20 protein-coding genes are annotated in these 17,667 nt (G+C 61.9%); 7 read left to right on the forward strand and 13 right to left on the reverse strand.

The window, feature by feature from the left end:
* Window positions 1-86 precede the first annotated feature (86 nt).
* The 12 genes from ACO6VD_RS17160 to cbiE all read right to left on the reverse strand — a co-directional run bounded on the left by ACO6VD_RS17160 (window position 87) and on the right by cbiE (window position 10,319).
* The gene (locus tag ACO6VD_RS17160) at window positions 87-1,448 is read right to left on the reverse strand and encodes a PepSY-associated TM helix domain-containing protein (RefSeq protein ID WP_422420785.1); all 1,362 of its coding nucleotides are present in this window, start codon (window positions 1,446-1,448) and stop codon (window positions 87-89) included.
* Between the two features lie 58 nt (window positions 1,449-1,506).
* Window positions 1,507-3,573 (reverse strand): TonB-dependent copper receptor, encoded by a 2,067-nt coding sequence (locus tag ACO6VD_RS17165; RefSeq protein WP_422420787.1) that lies wholly within the window; start codon window positions 3,571-3,573, stop codon window positions 1,507-1,509.
* Between the two features lie 80 nt (window positions 3,574-3,653).
* Window positions 3,654-4,088, reverse strand: coding sequence for a DUF2946 domain-containing protein (locus tag ACO6VD_RS17170; RefSeq protein WP_422420789.1), 435 nt, complete (start codon window positions 4,086-4,088; stop codon window positions 3,654-3,656).
* Window positions 4,089-4,107: 19 nt separating this feature from the next.
* Window positions 4,108-4,578, reverse strand: coding sequence for a copper chaperone PCu(A)C (locus ACO6VD_RS17175; protein ID WP_422420790.1), 471 nt, complete (start codon window positions 4,576-4,578; stop codon window positions 4,108-4,110).
* A gap of 47 nt (window positions 4,579-4,625) precedes the next feature.
* On the reverse strand, window positions 4,626-5,012 hold the full coding sequence (locus tag ACO6VD_RS17180) for a DUF2946 domain-containing protein (protein ID WP_422420792.1): 387 nt from the start codon (window positions 5,010-5,012) through the stop codon (window positions 4,626-4,628).
* Window positions 5,013-5,131: 119 nt separating this feature from the next.
* A complete protein-coding gene (locus ACO6VD_RS17185; RefSeq protein WP_038615104.1) occupies window positions 5,132-5,989 on the reverse strand; it encodes an SPFH domain-containing protein in 858 nt (285 codons plus the stop codon).
* 23 nt (window positions 5,990-6,012) lie between these two features.
* Window positions 6,013-6,450 carry an NfeD family protein gene (locus tag ACO6VD_RS17190; protein WP_422420794.1) on the reverse strand — a complete coding sequence of 146 codons (438 nt, stop codon included), beginning with the start codon at window positions 6,448-6,450 and terminating at the stop codon, window positions 6,013-6,015.
* A 140-nt stretch (window positions 6,451-6,590) separates the two neighbouring features.
* Complete coding sequence (gene vapC / locus ACO6VD_RS17195; protein ID WP_422420796.1) at window positions 6,591-7,001, reverse strand: type II toxin-antitoxin system tRNA(fMet)-specific endonuclease VapC; 411 nt, start codon at window positions 6,999-7,001, stop codon at window positions 6,591-6,593.
* Complete coding sequence (vapB, locus tag ACO6VD_RS17200; protein ID WP_422420798.1) at window positions 7,001-7,231, reverse strand: type II toxin-antitoxin system VapB family antitoxin; 231 nt, start codon at window positions 7,229-7,231, stop codon at window positions 7,001-7,003. The genes vapC and vapB overlap by 1 nt, the downstream gene beginning before the upstream one ends.
* 73 nt (window positions 7,232-7,304) lie before the next feature.
* Window positions 7,305-8,021 (reverse strand): cobalt-precorrin-6A reductase, encoded by a 717-nt coding sequence (locus ACO6VD_RS17205; RefSeq protein ID WP_422420800.1) that lies wholly within the window; start codon window positions 8,019-8,021, stop codon window positions 7,305-7,307.
* Window positions 8,018-9,115 carry a cobalt-precorrin-5B (C(1))-methyltransferase gene (locus tag ACO6VD_RS17210; RefSeq protein WP_422420802.1) on the reverse strand — a complete coding sequence of 366 codons (1,098 nt, stop codon included), beginning with the start codon at window positions 9,113-9,115 and terminating at the stop codon, window positions 8,018-8,020. The genes ACO6VD_RS17205 and ACO6VD_RS17210 overlap by 4 nt, the downstream gene beginning before the upstream one ends.
* Window positions 9,108-10,319, reverse strand: coding sequence for a precorrin-6y C5,15-methyltransferase (decarboxylating) subunit CbiE (cbiE, locus tag ACO6VD_RS17215; RefSeq protein WP_422420804.1), 1,212 nt, complete (start codon window positions 10,317-10,319; stop codon window positions 9,108-9,110). The genes ACO6VD_RS17210 and cbiE overlap by 8 nt, the downstream gene beginning before the upstream one ends.
* 117 nt (window positions 10,320-10,436) lie before the next feature.
* On the opposite strand from cbiE, the gene cobG reads away from it, so the two are divergent.
* From cobG to ACO6VD_RS17250, 7 genes are all read left to right on the forward strand, one after another.
* Entirely contained in the window at window positions 10,437-11,774 is a 1,338-nt protein-coding gene (gene cobG / locus ACO6VD_RS17220; RefSeq protein WP_422420806.1) for a precorrin-3B synthase, read from the forward strand.
* The gene (locus tag ACO6VD_RS17225; RefSeq protein WP_038615097.1) at window positions 11,767-12,393 is read left to right on the forward strand and encodes a precorrin-8X methylmutase; all 627 of its coding nucleotides are present in this window, start codon (window positions 11,767-11,769) and stop codon (window positions 12,391-12,393) included. The genes cobG and ACO6VD_RS17225 overlap by 8 nt, the downstream gene beginning before the upstream one ends.
* Window positions 12,393-13,124, forward strand: coding sequence for a precorrin-2 C(20)-methyltransferase (locus tag ACO6VD_RS17230; RefSeq protein ID WP_422420832.1), 732 nt, complete (start codon window positions 12,393-12,395; stop codon window positions 13,122-13,124). Before ACO6VD_RS17225 ends, ACO6VD_RS17230 begins: the two co-directional genes overlap by 1 nt.
* Window positions 13,124-14,824, forward strand: coding sequence for a precorrin-3B C(17)-methyltransferase (gene cobJ, locus ACO6VD_RS17235; RefSeq protein WP_422420808.1), 1,701 nt, complete (start codon window positions 13,124-13,126; stop codon window positions 14,822-14,824). Before ACO6VD_RS17230 ends, cobJ begins: the two co-directional genes overlap by 1 nt.
* Before the next feature lie 112 nt (window positions 14,825-14,936).
* Window positions 14,937-15,626, forward strand: coding sequence for a hypothetical protein (locus tag ACO6VD_RS17240; RefSeq protein ID WP_422420810.1), 690 nt, complete (start codon window positions 14,937-14,939; stop codon window positions 15,624-15,626).
* A gap of 63 nt (window positions 15,627-15,689) precedes the next feature.
* Complete coding sequence (locus tag ACO6VD_RS17245; protein WP_422420812.1) at window positions 15,690-16,379, forward strand: hypothetical protein; 690 nt, start codon at window positions 15,690-15,692, stop codon at window positions 16,377-16,379.
* Window positions 16,372-17,043, forward strand: a complete 672-nt coding sequence (locus ACO6VD_RS17250; RefSeq protein WP_422420813.1) for a hypothetical protein — start codon at window positions 16,372-16,374, stop codon at window positions 17,041-17,043. Before ACO6VD_RS17245 ends, ACO6VD_RS17250 begins: the two co-directional genes overlap by 8 nt.
* Here ACO6VD_RS17250 and ACO6VD_RS17255 read toward each other — a convergent pair.
* Window positions 17,021-17,617, reverse strand: a complete 597-nt coding sequence (locus ACO6VD_RS17255; RefSeq protein WP_422420815.1) for a MarC family protein — start codon at window positions 17,615-17,617, stop codon at window positions 17,021-17,023. The two genes, ACO6VD_RS17250 and ACO6VD_RS17255, sit on opposite strands and share 23 nt — an antisense overlap.
* Window positions 17,618-17,667: the final 50 nt, after the last annotated feature.

Below are 17,667 nucleotides of genomic sequence, written 5' to 3' on the forward strand. Positions count from 1 at the left end.
TGTCTTTGGTCTTCCCCCTCCCCTTCCTTTCTTCTCTCCCCCCCCCCCCCTCCCCCCCCCCCCCCCCCCGCTCCCACAGGCGCACGTCAGGCTGCTTTCAGTTTCCGTGACATCACACCCCAGTCCAACATCCAAACCGCAAGCAGCGAAATTCCCACCAACGGAAATGCCACCCCCAATCCAATCATGATCACGGTCGCGGTCTTCCAGCGCGGCAGGTCATGACGCAGTGGCGGTACGCCCAGGCCGCCTTCGGGGCGACGCTTCCACCACATCACCAGACCGCTGACCGAACCGAGCAGGATCATCAGGCACACCAGGAAAATGATGATCTGATTGAGCGGGCCGAACATCTTGCCCTCATGCAGCATCACCCCAAGCTCGGTGGCGCGGGCAACGTTGTTGTAATCCTGCCAGCGCACATCGACCAGGACTTTGCCGGTGTACTGGTCGACATGCAGGGTGGCGTCATTACGCGGGTCGTCGGCGAACACGGCAATGGTGTACACACCGTCGGCGCTGGTGGGCAGCGTGATGCTGTAGCCGGGCTCGACGCCGCGGGTGCTGGCGAGGTCCTGGACCTGGTCCAGGCTGATCTGCGGCGCTGCCGGCGCGCTCGCCCCCATGTTGTGTCCGGCATGTTCGGCGTGGGCACCGGATTGCGGCATGGGCGTGTTTTCCAGGGCCCAGGGCACGGTCTGGCGTGTTGCGCTGTTGAGCTCGCGAGCCTGTTGATCGGACTTGGGTACGTCGTTCCACATCGCTGCCGGGAAGCTGTTCCAGACATCGGCGTAATGCTTGCCCCAGAAACCGGTCCAGGTCATGCCGCTGAGCAGCATCAACAGCAGCAGTGCCGAGCCCCAGAAACCGGTAACGGCGTGCAGGTCGCGCCACAGCAGGCGTCCGCGGGCATTCAGGCGCGGCCAGAGCACGCCGGCGCTACGCTTGCCCCGCGGCCACCACAGGTACAGGCCGGACACCACCAGGACGATGCCCCAGCCTGCGGCCAGCTCCACCACGCGATCGCCGACGGTGCCGATCATCAGCTCGCCGTGCAGGGCCCGGGCCACCGCTTGCAGGTTGCTTTTCGCGTCCTGCTCGCCCAGCACCTTGCCATCGTAGGGGTTGATAAACACATTCAGCTCTCGGCCCGCATCCGTTACCACAAACTGCGCACTACGGTCGGCGGCTATGGCCGGCAGGTACTGACTGACCTGGCCTTTGGGGTAGGCCTGGTGCACTTGCTGCAGCAAGCTGTCGGCACTTTGCGTGTGGTGCCCGGCTTCGACCACCATCAGATCGCGGTAGAGCAGGGGATCAAGCTGCGGCTTGAACAGGTAGATGATCCCGGTGATCGCCAGCAGGATCATGATCGGGGCGACGAACAGCCCGGCGTAAAAATGCCAACGCCAGGCCAGGTTGTAGAAGCTGATCGGTGGTTTGCTCATGGTGTGCTCCCATGTTGTGCAGAGAAGGCGCGATCGATGATCGCGCCCTGGTGATGGATCAGAAACTCAGGTCGACCTTGGTCCAGAGCGTGCGCCCCGGCTCATTGATTGCCTGTGGATCGCTCGCGGGATAGCCGAAGCCGGCATTGCCCGCCAGGTTCAGGTGTTCGGCGTAAGCCTTGTCGAACAGGTTGTCGACCCCCGCACTGAGCTTCAGGTGCTTGCTGACCTTGTAGCTGCCATTGAGCGAAAACACGCCAAAGCCCGCGCTTTTTTCATAATCCTTGCCCACCACGTTGCCGTAGTCCTCGGCGATGCGGTTCTGCGCGGCAACCACGCGCCACAGCGCTCCGGCACTCCAGTCGTCGCGGCTGTAGGTCAGCCCCAGACGACTCTCCAGTGGTGGCATTTGTGGCAGCGCTGTGCCATCACTGCTGTTCTTGCCCCAAGCGTAGGCCAGGGTTGCGTCGGCTTTCCAGTTGGAGGTCAACATATACGCCGCCCCGAGTTCGCCGCCCATGATCCGCGCGTCGATGTTCTGCGCCTGGGAGCTGGTCATGCCCATCATGTCGGTGCTGTAGTTGAACAGGATGTAGTCACGGATCTGTCCGACATAGCCCGATGCCCAGGCTTGCAGGTCTTCGGTCTGGTACTGGATACCAAAGTCCAGTTGGGTGGTTTTTTCCGGCTTGATGCTGTCGAAGGCATTGACCGAGCCGGCGGGGCCGGAATCCGGCGAGAACAGCTCCCAGTAATCCGGGAAACGCTCGGCGTGGCCGAGGCCAATGTAGGTGGTGGCCGGGATGGCGACGAGATCGTGCTCGTAGCGAACAAATCCGCTCGGCAAGGTATCGGCGCGGGTATCACCGTCGGTAACGCTGTCGTCCCTGAAGTCCCTGGCCGAGGCACGGTCCAGACGTGCGCCGGTGATCACCCGGTCCTGATCGGCGGCGTACCAGGTCAGTTCGCCGAACGCGCCGTAGTTGTGGAAGTCGGCGTCTTTGGTCCAGGGCATGCCCTTGTGCACATCAATGCCCATGCCGCCGCGCTGGCGGTGTTCGTTGGTCTGCGCATCGATGCCGGCGATCAATTGCAGCTCGCTCCAGCGCCAGGTGCCTTTGACCCGGCTGCCCATGGTGCGGCGGTCGACGTTGCTGACCATCGGCATGCCCATCATGCCCGTGCCCGAGGGCGTGCGCAGGGTGTAGTTGTCCATCACGTGGTCGGCATAGTTGTAGTAGACCTGGGCTTCGAGCTTGTCCCAGACCTCGCCGATGTTGGATTTCTCAAAACGCAGGCCCAGGCTTTCACGCTTGAACTGCGAGCCGTCCATGCCGCGCCCGGCGTAACGGGCTTCGCCGTCGCCCTTGCCGGCCGTGAGTTCCACCAGGGTGTCGGCATCGGGTGTCCAGCCCAGGGCGACATCGCCGTTCCACTTGTCCCAGCGTGACGGCACGGTGTCGCCATTGCCGTCTTCGTAATCATCCGAGTGCGACTGGTTGCCGACAAAGCGCACGTAGCCAAGCGCGTTGCCCGCAGCGGTGTCGACGACTTTGTCGAAGCGGCCGTTGGAACCGGCCAGCAGGCTGGCGTTGACCCGGCTGCCGAGCTCGCCGAATTTCTCCGGGTCGCGGTCAAAGAGGATGGTCCCGGCGGATGCGCCCGGACCCCAGATCACGCTTTGCGGGCCCTTGATCACGGTCAGGCGATCATAGGTTTCCGGCGAGATGTAGGAGGTGGGCGCGTCCATCCGGTTGGGGCAGGCGCCCAGCATCACGCCGCCATTGGTGAGGATGTTCAGGCGTGAGCCAAACATGCCGCGCAGTACCGGGTCGCCATTGGTGCCGCCGGCGCGAATGGCGGAGAAACCGGGGATGGTTTTCAGGTAGTCGGCGCCATCGCTGGCCGGCACCGGTTGGCGCGGGTCTTTGGGGTTGGTGACGATGGTCAGGGGCGAACTGGGGGCGACGGCGGTGATCACCGTCGGACTCAACTCGGGTTGCTCGTGACGGTGTTCGTCGACGGGCTGGCCGACGGCTAGAGCGAACGGGCTGAGCAGGGTGCCGCAGATCACGGCGAGGGTCCCGCGCAGGGACAAACGAAAGACAGCAGTGCAGCTGGACATAGTGATTCCAACATCGATCAGTCATGAGGGCGCGCAAGGTCAGCGGCGAGGTGCCGGAACCTTGAGTGCGGAAAGTGATTTCAGACGACGATGACGGACGGTGGCGCGCGGGTTCGGGCCCCGGGGAAAACGGCCTGCCGGGCATGCCCCTGGCGGGGCTGGACGATCAGGTTACTGGTGGCAGGCGCCGCTTCGGTATTGAGCAGGCTCAGGGCCTGGGGCAGTGCCGGGCAGTGGAAGAACAGGCTGCAATAGCCGCACTTCTCCCAGATTACCTGCAGCGATGGATTACGCTTGTGATGGCTGTCGCCATGGCAATCAGCGCTGCTGTCCATGGTCATGGCCATGCTCATGCCCATGTCTTTCGACATGGCACGGTGATCCATCGGCATCGACTGGGAAACCAGTGGGCCGATAAAGATCATCAACATGGCAAACAGGCTCAACCAGCTGCCGCGAACCCTTCTGGTATCAGGGCGCGCGGGGCGGGAGAGGCTGCTGCGGGCGATGCTCATGGTGAGCAGCGTTCAGCGATCAGTGACTGTGAGCTTCGCCTTCTGGGGCTTGCTTCTGCACCGCGACTTCGACGGTGATATCGCCTGCGTTCTTGAAATGCAGGGTCAACGGGAAGCGCTTGCCGTCAGTCAGCAAGCTACGGTCCTTGGGTTGCATCAGCATCACATGGTAGGCGCCGGGGGCGAACACCAGGTCTTTGCCGGGGGCCACTTCGACACTCTGCACCTGCTGCATTTTCATCAGCCCGTCCTTGTGCACATGCTCATGCAACTGGGCATCGTCGCTGATCGGGCTGTCGACACTGAGCAGCGTGTCGGCGCTCGTGCCGTTGTTGTGGACAACGAAGTAGGCGGCGACGTTAGGCGCGTTGGGCGGCAGTTCCTGCGACCACGGGTGGGCGATGTGCAGGTCGCCCTTGGTGTATTCGTGGGCAGCGGTAAAGGTCGCCGGCAGCAACAGGGCAGCCAGCAGCAGGGCGTTCTTGAACATGGTGATTCTCCAGTCGATTCAGGTTCGCAACAGTGAGCGTAGTGAAATCAGGCCAGAGGGGAGGCGCGTGGACTCAGTGCCGGCCACAGTTGACGCGGGGTCGGCTGGTTGGCGGTGAGCAAGATCCTCGAGGGTGCAAAATTCTGCGCAGGCAGCATCAAGCGCGGTGGCTGCCCCGGCAGTGCCAACAATGGCGCGGCGCCGGAACAGCACCAGCAATGCTGCATGGTCGAGTGGTCATCGTTCTGCTGGCTGCCATCTGGCGAGCCTAGAGAAATGGCGATCAGCTTGGTGCCGCCAGTGGAGCAGAACGCACCCCAGAGCAACTGTTCGCTCTGGCTTTTCGGCGTTGCTGCGGACAACGGCATGGCCAGCAGATTGAACAGCACTGCAAAGCAGGCGATCCAGGCATGGGCAAGCCGATGTGATGGCATGGAGAGATCCGGTCAGGATTCGAGTGGTGGCTATTTAGCCAGAGTTGAAAGTATATGTAAAAAAGCCGGGCATGCGATGAAGTGTCGCACGGGCCCGGCTTGAACGCGGTAGCTGAGGGTCAGACAGCCTTGTTGCGGCCCATCAAACCACGCACGGTTTCCTGCAGGTCGGCCGGGAGCACCACGACTTTGGCGTTGTCGCTGCCGGCCAGATTTTCCATGGCGCCGATGTAGCGCTCGCCCAGCAAGTACATTGCCGGGGTGATCTCGCTACCCACCGCGTCCCTGACCAGGGTGATCGAGCGGGCCGAGGCTTCGGCCAGGTTGATCTGCGCTTCGGCATCGAGCTTGGCCGATTGCAGGCGCGCTTCGGCTTCAAGAATGGCCGCCTGCTTGGCCCCTTCGGCACGGGTGACGTCGGCTTTACGTTCACGCTCGGCAGCGGCCTGGCGTTCCATGGCCGACTGCATGTTTTCCGAAGGCTTGATGTCCTGGATTTCGACCGAGCGTACGGTCACGCCCCAGTCTTCGGTCTGCTCCGACATCGCTTCGCGCAGGCGGGCCTTGATCTGCTCGCGGCTGGAGAGGGCTTCGTCCAGATCCATGGCGCCGACGATGGCACGCAGCGAGGTCATGGTCAGGCTGGTCACCGCGTAGGTGAAATCCTGCACCCCGTAGGCGGCTTTCTGCGGGTCGACGACCTTGGCGAAGCACAGCGCGTTGGCGACGATGACGGCGTTGTCGCGGGTGATGATTTCCTGTTGCTGCACGTCGAGGATGATGTCCTTGGTCGGCAGGCGGTAGGCGACCACGTCCATGTAGGGAATGACGATGTTCAGGCCGGGCTTGAGGGTGGCGTGGTAGCGACCCAGGCGTTCGACAATCCACTCCTCGCCTTGAGGCACGATGCGCACCCCTTTGAACAAGGTGATGATGACGAACGCGGCGATAGTGGCAGCGACGATAAGGCTGGTCATGAGTCAGGCTTTCCTTTTGCTGATCAGGCCCGGGTAACCCGGGCAGTATTGCCTTCGATGGCAGTGATGCGTACGCGCTCGCCCGACGGGATCTCGGCATCGGCAACGCAGACCCATTCCTCATTGCCGAGGATTGGCTTCTGGAAGCGCACACGGCCCTTGGTGAACTCGGAGACCGCCACGGTGAGCAGGCCCACCTCGCCGATCACATTGTCGGCTGTCCAGCGGGTGTCCGCTTTCTTCTTGCGAAACACCTTGAACCACAGCAGCGTGGTGACGGACGAGAGCGCTACCCAGAGCAGCACCTGCATGTCGAGTTGCAGGCTCGGGGCCAGGTAGGCGATGAACGACACTAGCACAGCGCCGATGCCGAACCAGAGAATGAAGAAGGTTGGCAGCACGAGTTCGAGCACGATCAGGCCGAAACCGAACACCAGCCAGATCCACCATTGCATTTCCATATGGGCGAATTCTTCCAGGGGGAGAGGGCGTAGTGTAAGGCAGGGGAGTGATGATGGGGTATCGGATGAATCTGAAACTACAATAGGGATGGTTGCAGAAGCGGTGCAGACCCGTGGTGCGCGCCTGTCCCACGACCAAGCTAGTTAACCGGGTTCAACCAATCCTCCACACGCAACCCCGGAACCCGCTGAAACTCACGCAGGTTATTGCTAACCAGCACAAGCCCGAGGGACCGTGCGTGCCCGGCGATCATCTGGTCATAAGGGCCGACTGGTGTGCCAGCCCTGGCCAGTTCTGCGCGCAGCTGGCCGCTGTGGGCCGCGGCATGACTGTCGTAATTGAGGACTTCAAGGCGTGCGGCAAACCCTTCGATCACGGACAGATTGCGTTCAGGCGCAGCTGACTTCTCTGCACCGTAGATCAACTGCATCAGCGTGATCGTGCTGATGCACAGTTGGCCGTGATGACGATTGAATGCTTCACGTACCTCCTGGGGCTTGTTCTTGAGGGTGAAGATGCAGATGTTGGTGTCGAGCATGAACTTGAGCATTAGAACCCTTCGCGCTCCTGATCAGTTGGCTGCTCCCGTGAGGACATGAAGTCCGGACTGACGCACTCACCCTCGAACCAGCTGTCCCAGGCTTCCCCTGCGGGTGAAATGATCCGAGTGCGGCCGATGGCGACAACATCCACACGTGTAATGTCTTCGGGTAATGCGACTGATTTGGGCAAACGGATGGCCTGGCTACGGTTGCTTTTAAAGACAGCACCTTGGTCCATGGTTGCCTCCCTGGAAAGCGTGAATGTATGTCCAAGTTTATGCCTAGCCAGGTATATGTCAACGGGATATACGTTACTGGTTGAGCGCAGCGATCATCTCATCGACAGCAAAGTACTCCCCATCCACCACCGGTAACTCTGGCCGCTTCAAAACCAGCACCGGCAAACCACGCTCCCGCGCAACTTCGAGTTTTGGCTCAGTGGCACCGCTGCCACTGTTCTTGCTGATCAACACATCAATCTGCCGACGCTCGAACAACACACGTTCGTCTTCGAGATGAAACGGTCCGCGTGCGCCGATCACTTCGCAACGCTCATTGCCCGGGCAGGCCTCCAGGGCACGCAAGGTCCAGAATTGCTGCTCTGGGATTTCATTCAGGTGCTGCAGAGGCTCGCGGCCAAGGGTGAACAGCGGGCGCCGGAACGGCCGCAGGGCTTCGATCAACTCAGCCCAGTCAGCCACTTCGCGCCAGTCATCCCCGGCTTGTGCCTGCCAGGCCGGACGCCGTAAGGCCCAGCAAGGGGTGCCGGTAATCTGTGCGGCGCGGGCTGCGTTGGCGCTGATCTGTGCGGCATAGGGATGGGTGGCGTCGATCAACAGGTCGATGTTTTCGACGAGCAGGTAAGCGGCCAAACCCTCGGCCCCACCAAAGCCGCCAACTCGCACCTGGCATCGCAAGTCACTGGGTATCCGCCCGATCCCGGCCAGGCTGTAGACATGTTCCGGGCCCAGGGTGCGGGCGATGGCCAATGCCTCGGTGACGCCGCCGAGCAGCAGAATTCGTTTCATACAAAGGCTCCCGCATGGCCAACGATGCCGCCCTGGCGGTCGATGGCGAAGACTTCCACTTGTACCTGGGCAGGCACCACGCTGCGCGCAAAGGCCAGGGCGTGGGCGCAGACGGCATCACCCAAAGCGATACCTGCAGCGCTGGCCATGGCCAGGGCTTGCTGGCTGGTGTTGGCCTGGCGAATCGCCGCTTGCAAGTCGCTGTCGGCACCAACGGCGGCTGCCCAGTCGGCCAGTTGCGGCAAGTCGATGCTTGAGTGGCGACTGTGCAGGTCCATGTGTCCGGCAGCGAGTTTGCTGATCTTGCCGAAGCCACCGCACAGGCTGAGTTTATCCACAGGCACTTTGCGCAGGTGTTTGAGTACTGCGCCGACGAAGTCGCCCATTTCAATCAGGGCGATTTCCGGCAGGTTATAGACTCGGCGCATGGTGTCTTCGCTGGCGTTGCCGGTACAGGCGGCGATGTGCAGGTAACCGTTGGTTTTTGCCACATCGATACCTTGATGGATCGAGGCGATATAGGCGGAACAGGAGAAAGGCCGGACAATGCCGCTGGTGCCGAGAATCGACAGGCCGCCCAGAATGCCCAGACGCGGGTTCATGGTTTTCAGCGCCAGGCTTTCGCCGTCCTGCACATTCACCGTGACTTCAAAACCGCCGTTGTATGCGCACTCTTCGGCAAGTCGCTGCAGGTGCTCGGTGATCATCCGCCGTGGCACCGGGTTGATTGCCGGTTCGCCCACCGCCAGGACCAGACCGGGACGGGTCACCGTGCCCACGCCAATGCCTGCGACGAAGCGCACGCCAGGTTCAGCCTGCAGACGCACGTGACTGTAGAGCAGGGCGCCATGGGTGACGTCAGGATCATCGCCGGCATCCTTGAGGGTGCCGGCTTCGGCACCCTTTTCAAACAAGCGGCAGAACTCCAGGCGCATCTGCACCTGCTTGCCTTTGGGCAAGGTGATCTGCACGGCGTCGTGCTGAGCGCCGGTCAGCAGCAGGCGAGCCGCCGCCAGGCTAGTGGCGGTGGCGCAGCTGCCGGTAGTCAGGCCACTGCGCAGGGGGGCGGGTTGTTCCTGGGTTTCGTCACGCATCAACGGGCTTGATCGCTTCTAGCAGAGTAATCGGCAGGGCCTGGCGCCAGGTATCGAATTCGCCCAGCGGCTGGGCCTGGGCGATATGGATGCGGGTCAGTTCGCCGCCGTGCTGCTCACGCCAGTTGACCAGGGTCAGCTCGCTTTGCAGGGTTACGGCATTGGCCACCAGCCGGCCACCTGGGCGCAGTTGCTCCCAGCAGTGCTGCAGCACGCCTTCGCGGGTGACGCCGCCACCGATGAAGATGGCGTCGGGACGTTCCAGTCCCTCCAGCGCTTGCGGAGCACGGCCACGGATCAGCTGCAGACCGGGGACGCCAAGGGCATCGCGGTTGTGCTCGATCAGTTGTTGGCGCCCTTCATCAGACTCAATCGCCAGCGCCCGGCAGCTGGGATGAGCGCGCATCCACTCAATGCCGATCGAGCCGCTGCCCGCGCCGACATCCCAAAGCAATTCACCCGGTTGTGGCGCCAGGCGGGCGAGGGTGATGGCGCGTACGTCACGTTTGGTCAGTTGTCCGTCGTGCTGGAAAGCGGCGTCAGGCAGACCTGCCAGGGGCGACAGGCGCGGTGCATCGGGCGCGGCCAGGCATTCGATGGCAACCAGGTTCAAGTCGGCGATGTTGGTGTGCGGCCAGTGCCCGGCAGTACCTTCAAGGCAGCGCTCGGTACTGCCGCCAAGGTGCTCGAAGACTTGCATCCGGCTCGGGCCGAAGCCGCGCTCGCGTAACAGGGCGGCAATGGCTGCCGGGCTGCTGCCATCGTTGCTCAGCACGAGCAAGCGTACGCCGCTGTACAGGTGAGCATTGAGTGCGCTGAGTGGCCGGGCCACCACGGATACCGTCGTCACCTCCTGCAATGGCCAGCCCAGGCGCGCAGCAGCCAGGGCGCAGGAGGAGGGCATGGGCAAAACGCTCATCTCATCAGCGTCGAGCTGTCGAGCAAGGCTGGCGCCGACACCGAAGAACATCGGGTCACCGCTGGCCAGCACACACACCGGCTCACCGCGTAGGGCCAGCACCGGCGCCAGGGAGAAGGGGCTGGGCCACAACAGGCGTTCGCCATGCAGGCAGTGTGGCAGCAAATCCAGCTGGCGCTGGCCGCCAAACACCTTTGCTGCGCCCAGCAGTGCACGCCGGGCATTCTTGCCCAGGCCACTGAAACCGTCTTCACCGATACCTACTACCGTCAGCCACGGCGACATGCGTTTTCCTCAATACCCGGCAATCCGACCGGCAGGCTTTTCATGCCTTCGGACAAAGCAGGCATAATACCGCGCCTTCTACACTGAAGTGCCTTTTCACGATTGTCGGGTGACCTTTTGAACCAGCCTGTATCGGCGCACCAGCCCCACGTTTCGCTGCGTCCCTCGGCCTGTCCGGGGTTGTTGCGTATCGTCCAGGCAAAAGACGGCGGGATCTGCCGGATCAAGCTGGCCGGCGGTGCGCTCACGGCAGACCAGGCCGACGCAGTCGCCGCTGCCGCCGAGCGCTTTGCCGCAGGCGAGATCGAGGCGACCAACCGTGGCAATTTGCAAATCCGTGGCATTGGCAACGACCAAGCCGGTCTGATCGAGTTGTTGCTGGCGGCGGGCCTCGGCCCGCGCGATGCGGCGGGTGACGATGTGCGTAACCTGATGCTCAGCCCAACGGCGGGCGTGGATCCGCAGATGCGGTTTGACACCCGGCCCTTGGCGGAGCAGTTGCTGCAGTCGCTTGAGACCACGCCACGCCTGCATCAGCTCTCGGCCAAGTTCGCCGTGCAGCTGGATGGCGGCGAAGCCCTGGCGATGCTTGAACACCCCCATGACCTGTGGCTCAGTGCGTTGCAGCTGGACAGTGAATGCTGGCTGGCGTTTGGCCTGGCAGGTTGCCCGGCACACGACGCGCCCTTGGGCGCCGTCCCCCTGGCTGAGGGGCATGAGCTGGTGTTGGCGGTACTCAACCGCTTTCTCGATCTGGCCCGGCCTGAGCAGGCGCGCATGCGCCAATTGCTGGCCGAGTATTCGCCAGAGGCGTTTGTAGCGGGACTGGGCCTGACGATTCGACGTGACCCGGCTGTGTTGCAATGGCGCCGTACGGCAACGGCAGGCAGCGGTTATCTGGGTATTTATTCACAGCAGCAAACGGGGCTGAGCGCCGTCGGTGCCGCCGCGCCATTGGGCCGTCTGAATCCATCGATGCTGCGTGGCGCTGCCCGGCTGGCCCGCGAAAAGGGTGACGGTAGCCTGCGCATGACACCGTGGCAAAGCCTGTTACTGCCCAACATAGCCCAACACCATGTGGCCGCTGTCAGTAACGGCCTGGCCCGACTTGGCCTGTTGTGCTCGGCCGCTGAGCCACTGGCCCGCCTGGTTGCCTGCACCGGCTCCAGCGGATGTGCCAAGGCTCTGGCCGAGACCAAGGGCGATGCCCGCGTACTGGCCACGTTGCTCACCTACGGCGCCCCGGCCAGCGTGCACCTGAGCGGCTGTTCGCGCTCCTGCGCCATGGCCCACGTCGCGCCGGCCACCTTGCTGGCGCAAAGTCCGGGCCACTACGACTTGTATCTGCGTGACGCATCCCTGCCGGGTTTCGGCAGCCTGCGCGCACGCAACCTCACACTGAAAGAAGCCGGCGCACTGCTAGACGCCCGCTCACGGAGCACCCTTGATGATTGATTACATCCGCGATGGTCAGGAGATCTATCGCAATTCCTTCGCGATCATTCGAGAGGAAGCGCGGCTTGATCGTATTCCTGCCGATCTGGAAAAACTCGCGGTTCGGGTGATTCATGCGTGTGGCATGGTCGATGCCATCGATGGCCTGCAGTTCTCGCCAGGTGCTGGCAAGGCCGGGCGCGATGCCTTGGCCGCAGGTGCGCCGATCCTGTGCGATGCACGTATGGTCTCCGAAGGCATTACCCGTGCCCGCCTGCCGGCGAACAACCCGGTGATCTGTACGCTGCGTGACGAGCAAGTGCCAGACCTTGCTCGTGAGTTGGGCAACACCCGTTCGGCGGTGGCTCTGGAACTCTGGCGGCCACACCTTGAGGGCAGCGTGGTGGTGATCGGCAATGCCCCGACGGCGTTGTTCTACCTGCTGGAAATGCTCGATGCCGGCGCACCGAAACCGGCTTTGATTCTCGGTTTTCCGGTGGGCTTTGTCGGCGCAGCCGAATCCAAGGCGATGCTGGCTGCCGACAGCCGCGGCGTGCCCTTTGTCATCATGCAGGGTCGCCTGGGCGGTAGCGCCATGGCGGCTGCGGCGGTCAATGCCCTGGCCACGGAGGTCGAATGATGCAGGCTCGTGGACGTTTGCTTGGCCTGGGCGTGGGCCCCGGTGATCCGGAACTGATTACCGTCAAGGCCTTGCGCCTGCTGCGCGAGTCGCCGGTGGTGGCTTACTTCGTGGCCAAGGGCAAGCGTGGCAATGCCTTTGGCATCATCGAAGGGCACCTGCAGGAGGCCCAGACGCTGCTGCCACTGGTGTACCCGGTGACCACCGAAGCGCTACCAGCGCCGTTGTCGTACGAACAGGTGATCAGCGATTTTTATGACGAGGCTGCTGTGGAGGTTGCCTCTCATCTGGACGCCGGACGCGATGTGGCGGTGATCTGCGAAGGCGATCCGTTCTTCTACGGCTCCTACATGTACCTGCACGACCGTCTCGCCGAGCGCTATGAAGCCCAGGTGATTCCAGGTGTCTGTTCGATGCTCGGCGGTGCCTCGGTACTGGGCGCGCCCTTGGTCTATCGCAACCAAAGCCTGTCGGTGCTTTCCGGGGTGCTCCCGCACGAGGAGCTCAAGCGGCGCCTGGCCGACGCCGATGCGGCGGTGATCATGAAGCTGGGACGCAACTTCCCCAAGGTCCGTGAGGTACTGGCTGATCTCGGTCTGGCCGAGCGCGCCCTGTACGTGGAACGGGCGACCATGGCCAACCAGAAGATCGTTGCCCTGGATGAGGTCGACCCACAGTCGTCGCCGTACTTCTCGCTGATCATCGTTCCGGGTGAAAGGTGGCAGGGGTGATGACTCGTAAAGCACCGGCGATTGTTATCCTTGGTACTGGCAGCCTCGCTACTGCCCGCAAGATCCAACAGCTGTATCCGGATGCATTGATCCACGGCCTGCACGGCCGGGTCGAGGACGCCGATTGCAGCTATCAGGAGTTCGGCGCCACCCTGCGCCAGCTGTATCAGCAGGACACACCGATCATTGCCTTGTGCGCGGCCGGTATCGTCATCCGCACCTTGGCCAGCTTGCTGCTGGAGAAGGGCGTCGAGCCACCAGTACTAGCCGTGGCCGAGGACGGCAGCGCCGTGGTGCCGCTGCTCGGTGGCCTCGGCGGGGTCAATGTCATGGCCCGGGAAATAGCAGCGAGCCTGGGTGTCGCGGCGGCAATCACCACCAGCGGTGAATTGCGTTTCGGTACCTGCCTGCTCAATCCACCGAGTGGCTACGCCCTGGCTGATCTGGAGCTGGGCAAGCGCTTTGTGAGTGATTTGCTGGCCGGTGAATCGGTGCGTATCGACGGTGAGGCGCCTTGGCTTGCCGATGCCCAGTTACCGCAGAACGAACAGGCGCACCTGGCCATTCACGTCGGCTGTGACGCGCGGGACGTTTCAGCCCACGAGTTGGTGATCTATCCGCGTTGCGTCATGCTGGCGGTGTCGGCTGTTGTGCCGGCGTTGGCAACAGTGGTGCGTGAAGCGCTGGCTAATGCGCGCATCGCTGAACCTGCGCTGGCCTGTCTGTTGGCAAGCGAATCGCTGATGGCTGAGCCGACCTTGCACGCTGCTGCGGCTGAACTGGGTGTCCCGCTGCGTTTTGCGCCGGATGCCGAAAGCGCCAGTGCGCTGGCGGCACAGGCATTACCTCAGTTGCTGCCGCCGCAGCCGGTGAGTGAAGGATTGGCGATTCTGGTCGCCAATCACCCCATCGATCCATTGCTCGTCGGTCGCGCCCGCGGTCGCTTGGCAGTGATCGGCCTGGGACCGGGAGCCGCCGAATTCATGGTGCCTGCGGTCAAGGCAGAGCTGGCTCAGGCCAACGATATCCTCGGATACGAAACCTATGTGCGCATGGCCGGCCCTTTCCGTGCGGATCAGGTTATGCACTGCACGGACAACCGTGAAGAAATGCAGCGTGCCCGGCATGCCTTCGAACTGGCCGCCCAAGGACGTTCGGTCGTGGTGGTGTCTTCCGGCGATCCTGGTGTTTTCGCCATGGCCGCTGCGGTGCTCGAAGCGCTGCACGAATCCACCGATCCACGCTGGCATGCGGTTGATCTGGAAGTGCTGCCAGGTGTTTCTGCGTCGCTGGCAACTGCTGCCCAGGCTGGTGCGCCGCTGGGTCATGACTTCTGTGTGCTGTCGCTATCGGACAACCTCAAGCCCTGGTCGATTATCGAGAAACGCCTGGACCTGGCCTGCCAGGCCGATCTGGCGCTGGCCTTCTACAACCCGATTTCGCGTTCGCGACCTTGGCAGTTGGGGCGGGCGCTCGAGATTGTGCGTCTGCACAGAGGTGCGCAAACGCCTGTAGTCCTCGGTCGCGATATCGGTAGGCCGGGGCAGACACTCAGAGTCCTCAATCTCGGCGAGTTGCAGCCAGAAATGGTCGATATGCGGACCATGGTATTGGTCGGCTCCAGCACGACCTCTCGCTTCGAGCGCGCCGGTGGCGGTGAGTGGGTCTATACACCGCGATGGTATGGCAACAAACCCTGATCGTTAGCGGCGCCGTTCACTGGAAAGGTTTCGGCGTTCATCTGGCGGGGGCCGCTGGGTACTGTTGAGTTGGAGTCGAATCCAACTCATCAGTCATTCAAGGCGAAGTCAAATGAGCGATACAGATCAGAAACTGGTAATTCTCGACAGCAAGAACCTGTTCATTTTCCCCGACAGCATGACCCTGGACACCATGGATGCTGCCCTGGACTCCCACACGTTTGCTGTCCAGGCCGCCAATGCCCAATATCATCCGATGAAGCAGACCCAGCAATGGCTCGAGTACTACATCGAGATCATGCAGAAGTGCGGCTGGGTGCCCTACAACTTCGAGCTGACTCAGGAAACCAGCAGTGCCCATCACCTGGATATGAGCAATCTGCTGGCCAAAGGTTTGATGACTGCGGCAGGGCTCTTTACTGGCGGGGCATCGACGGCTGTGGCCGGTGCCGCTGTCGTCGAGCAGATCAAGAACGCCGTGACCAACAGCAAGGAAGCCATAGAGCTGTTCGACAGGCAGGCGCATGAAGTCGATACGGGATGCCTGCGTCTGGCGAAATGTGATCAGTCCGATAACGGTCAAGTGGTCATGCTTGTGTCTGCTGTACAGACTGACGCGATTCCGGACACCCAGTCCAACATCTTGTTCTTCAAGTGGAAGGCCAGCGGCGCGACGACTTACACCAGCGGCGCGGCGTTGTATCTACATCGGAGCTTGTACGAGTCGAACAAGGACGTAATTCGCCAGCGTATCGGCGCAGAGGCGCGGGACTCCCTGCTGTCCATTCCGTTGAAGGGGTGAGCCTGACCTTCGGGAGGTTCCGGACCTCCCGACTTCCACGAATTCGAACAAGGAGAGGGTTCGATGATGGCGGCTTACGACCTATGGCTCAATGGCAACAGTCTGGTTCTGGTGTCGGGCCTGAGTGACGAGCAGGCACAAAGTGTGCTCGATGTGCAGCTGTTCGCCTGGTTGAAGGCGAGGGGCGAGCATTCACCTTTCGATGACCACGAGCGCTGGCAAGCGCTTTACCAATCAAGCCAGACTGCATTGGGGTGCGTATTCGGCGCGGCCGACTCCAGGGCGATCAACGAGCAGACCGTGCAACCGCTGCAGAGATTACGGGTAGGATTGCAGCCGCTGTTGCAGCCTGATGAGCAGCGTACTGCAGACGATTGCTTCCGTGTTTTGGGTAATCTACGTGACTCTGCTGCTCTGCAGGCCCTGCGCAGCGCTGCCGTACTGGACAGTAACGGGACACACCCCAGCGGAATATGCATGGAGCTGCGTTTGCTGATGCCCGGGCCCCGTACTCGTATTCTCAGTAGCCAGTTGTATTTGCAAACGTCGGCGCTCATCGGCCATTCGTGGCTTTGGCAGGCATTCGCCAGCGAAGAGCGGTTACGTTGCACTCAACAAGCTCATCTTTACGTCTTCAACCAGCGACTCCATGAGTCAATCAAGGACGATCTCGACGTTTTGCTGGGCGGGCTGCGGGCGCGCTATCAATGCAAGGTTCCAGGCATATTCCAAGGAGCAGGAAAAAATGCATGACTTGAGTAACGAACCACGTGCGAACGTTGTTCTCAACAGCTTGGCGGTATTTGTACCCGGCGTCAGTGAGGAGCAACGCGAAGACGTTGTGCTGGCCAATCTCTATGCGCAGAGACTCGCCAGAGATGAATTCAGCTCTGGTCTGCAGCCGGAGTGGTTCGATAACTATCGGCGCAAGCTGAGTTTCCTTGGCTGGGATGCCGCGCCACCACCAGGGGTGGTCTTGCCCGGACCTGCACGGGACACCTTGGTCGATGAGGCGCTCGTGCAGATCGCCACGGCAGGGCAGCAAGAGCATGCAGACGCTACACGCTTGGCCCTGGATGCGTTGGCAACCGATGCCAAAGCGCGCCGGGTGTTCGAAAGCAATGCCAGGATCGGCCAGAAAACCACGTTCCTGCTGCTACCCTGCGTCCGGCATTCCGGAGCCTACATCGATATGGTGCTTTACCATCTGGAACTGGATAGCGTGCGTTTCAGTCAGCGGTTTCTGTTCATGTCCTTGACCAGGGACATCGAGATCAAGGCGCAACGTGTCGAACTGGTTCGGTTCAATACGCGGCTTTTTCGCGATACCAAGCGCGGGATTGTTTTATCACGGATAACCGAAGCAAATCGCAGAGACATGCTGAATGTCGAGTTCAAGAGACCAGGTAGCCTTTGATCCCGGTAAAGATGATCTGCGCTGCCAGCGCACAGACAAACAACCCCATCAGCCGGCTGACGATCTGCAAGCCCTGGTCGCCCAGAATTCGCTCGATGCGGTGAGAAAGATACAGCACCAGGCCGACGGTGAAGCTGGCCAGGGCGATACTGATGATCGCCAGTAACTTGTCGTCCCACTCTGGCTGGCCGACACCCATGACCAGCAGGGCGCCGATAGTGCCTGGGCCAACGGTCAGCGGAATGGTCAGCGGTACGATGGTCACGTCCTGCTGGACATTGTCGGTCTGCACCGCGGATTTTCCCTGAGCCATGCTCAGTGCGGAAATGAACAGCACACTGCCTGCACCGATTCGAAAGGCATCGGGGGTAATGCCGAACACACCGAAAATCGCCCTGCCGAACAGGTACAGCACCACGCTGGCGATCAGCGCAGCAATCGCCACACGCCAGGCCAGTTGCTTGCGCTCTTTACTGGAATAGCCACGGGTCAGGCTGATGAAGCACGAGAGCACGAAGAACGGGCTGTAGAGCACGAGCATCTTCAGGTAAACGCTGAACAACTCATGGAGCATGGTCGGAGCTCGCGGCAGAAGGGACGTCAGGGAAGTGTATCAGGGCCTGC

The organism is Pseudomonas sp. GZD-222, from assembly GCF_049310525.1.
Lineage (GTDB): Bacteria > Pseudomonadota > Gammaproteobacteria > Pseudomonadales > Pseudomonadaceae > Aquipseudomonas.

Bases quoted from the DNA above. Each gene is read 5' to 3' on its own strand.
- ACO6VD_RS17210 (WP_422420802.1), bottom strand. From the start codon at position 9,115: ATGCGTGACGAAACCCAGGAACAACCCGCCCCCCTGCGCAGTGGCCTG.
- ACO6VD_RS17160 (WP_422420785.1), bottom strand. From the start codon at position 1,448: ATGAGCAAACCACCGATCAGCTTCTACAACCTGGCCTGGCGTTGGCAT.
- ACO6VD_RS17230 (WP_422420832.1), top strand. From the start codon at position 12,393: ATGCAGGCTCGTGGACGTTTGCTTGGCCTGGGCGTGGGCCCCGGTGAT.
- ACO6VD_RS17185 (WP_038615104.1), bottom strand. From the start codon at position 5,989: ATGACCAGCCTTATCGTCGCTGCCACTATCGCCGCGTTCGTCATCATC.
- ACO6VD_RS17245 (WP_422420812.1), top strand. From the start codon at position 15,690: ATGATGGCGGCTTACGACCTATGGCTCAATGGCAACAGTCTGGTTCTG.
- ACO6VD_RS17225 (WP_038615097.1), top strand. From the start codon at position 11,767: ATGATTGATTACATCCGCGATGGTCAGGAGATCTATCGCAATTCCTTC.
- cobJ (WP_422420808.1), top strand. From the start codon at position 13,124: ATGACTCGTAAAGCACCGGCGATTGTTATCCTTGGTACTGGCAGCCTC.
- ACO6VD_RS17180 (WP_422420792.1), bottom strand. From the start codon at position 5,012: ATGCCATCACATCGGCTTGCCCATGCCTGGATCGCCTGCTTTGCAGTG.
- cbiE (WP_422420804.1), bottom strand. From the start codon at position 10,319: ATGTCGCCGTGGCTGACGGTAGTAGGTATCGGTGAAGACGGTTTCAGT.
- ACO6VD_RS17240 (WP_422420810.1), top strand. From the start codon at position 14,937: ATGAGCGATACAGATCAGAAACTGGTAATTCTCGACAGCAAGAACCTG.
- vapC (WP_422420796.1), bottom strand. From the start codon at position 7,001: ATGCTCAAGTTCATGCTCGACACCAACATCTGCATCTTCACCCTCAAG.
- ACO6VD_RS17170 (WP_422420789.1), bottom strand. From the start codon at position 4,088: ATGAGCATCGCCCGCAGCAGCCTCTCCCGCCCCGCGCGCCCTGATACC.
- ACO6VD_RS17250 (WP_422420813.1), top strand. From the start codon at position 16,372: ATGCATGACTTGAGTAACGAACCACGTGCGAACGTTGTTCTCAACAGC.
- ACO6VD_RS17255 (WP_422420815.1), bottom strand. From the start codon at position 17,617: ATGCTCCATGAGTTGTTCAGCGTTTACCTGAAGATGCTCGTGCTCTAC.
- ACO6VD_RS17175 (WP_422420790.1), bottom strand. From the start codon at position 4,578: ATGTTCAAGAACGCCCTGCTGCTGGCTGCCCTGTTGCTGCCGGCGACC.
- ACO6VD_RS17190 (WP_422420794.1), bottom strand. From the start codon at position 6,450: ATGGAAATGCAATGGTGGATCTGGCTGGTGTTCGGTTTCGGCCTGATC.
- ACO6VD_RS17165 (WP_422420787.1), bottom strand. From the start codon at position 3,573: ATGTCCAGCTGCACTGCTGTCTTTCGTTTGTCCCTGCGCGGGACCCTC.
- ACO6VD_RS17205 (WP_422420800.1), bottom strand. From the start codon at position 8,021: ATGAAACGAATTCTGCTGCTCGGCGGCGTCACCGAGGCATTGGCCATC.
- vapB (WP_422420798.1), bottom strand. From the start codon at position 7,231: ATGGACCAAGGTGCTGTCTTTAAAAGCAACCGTAGCCAGGCCATCCGT.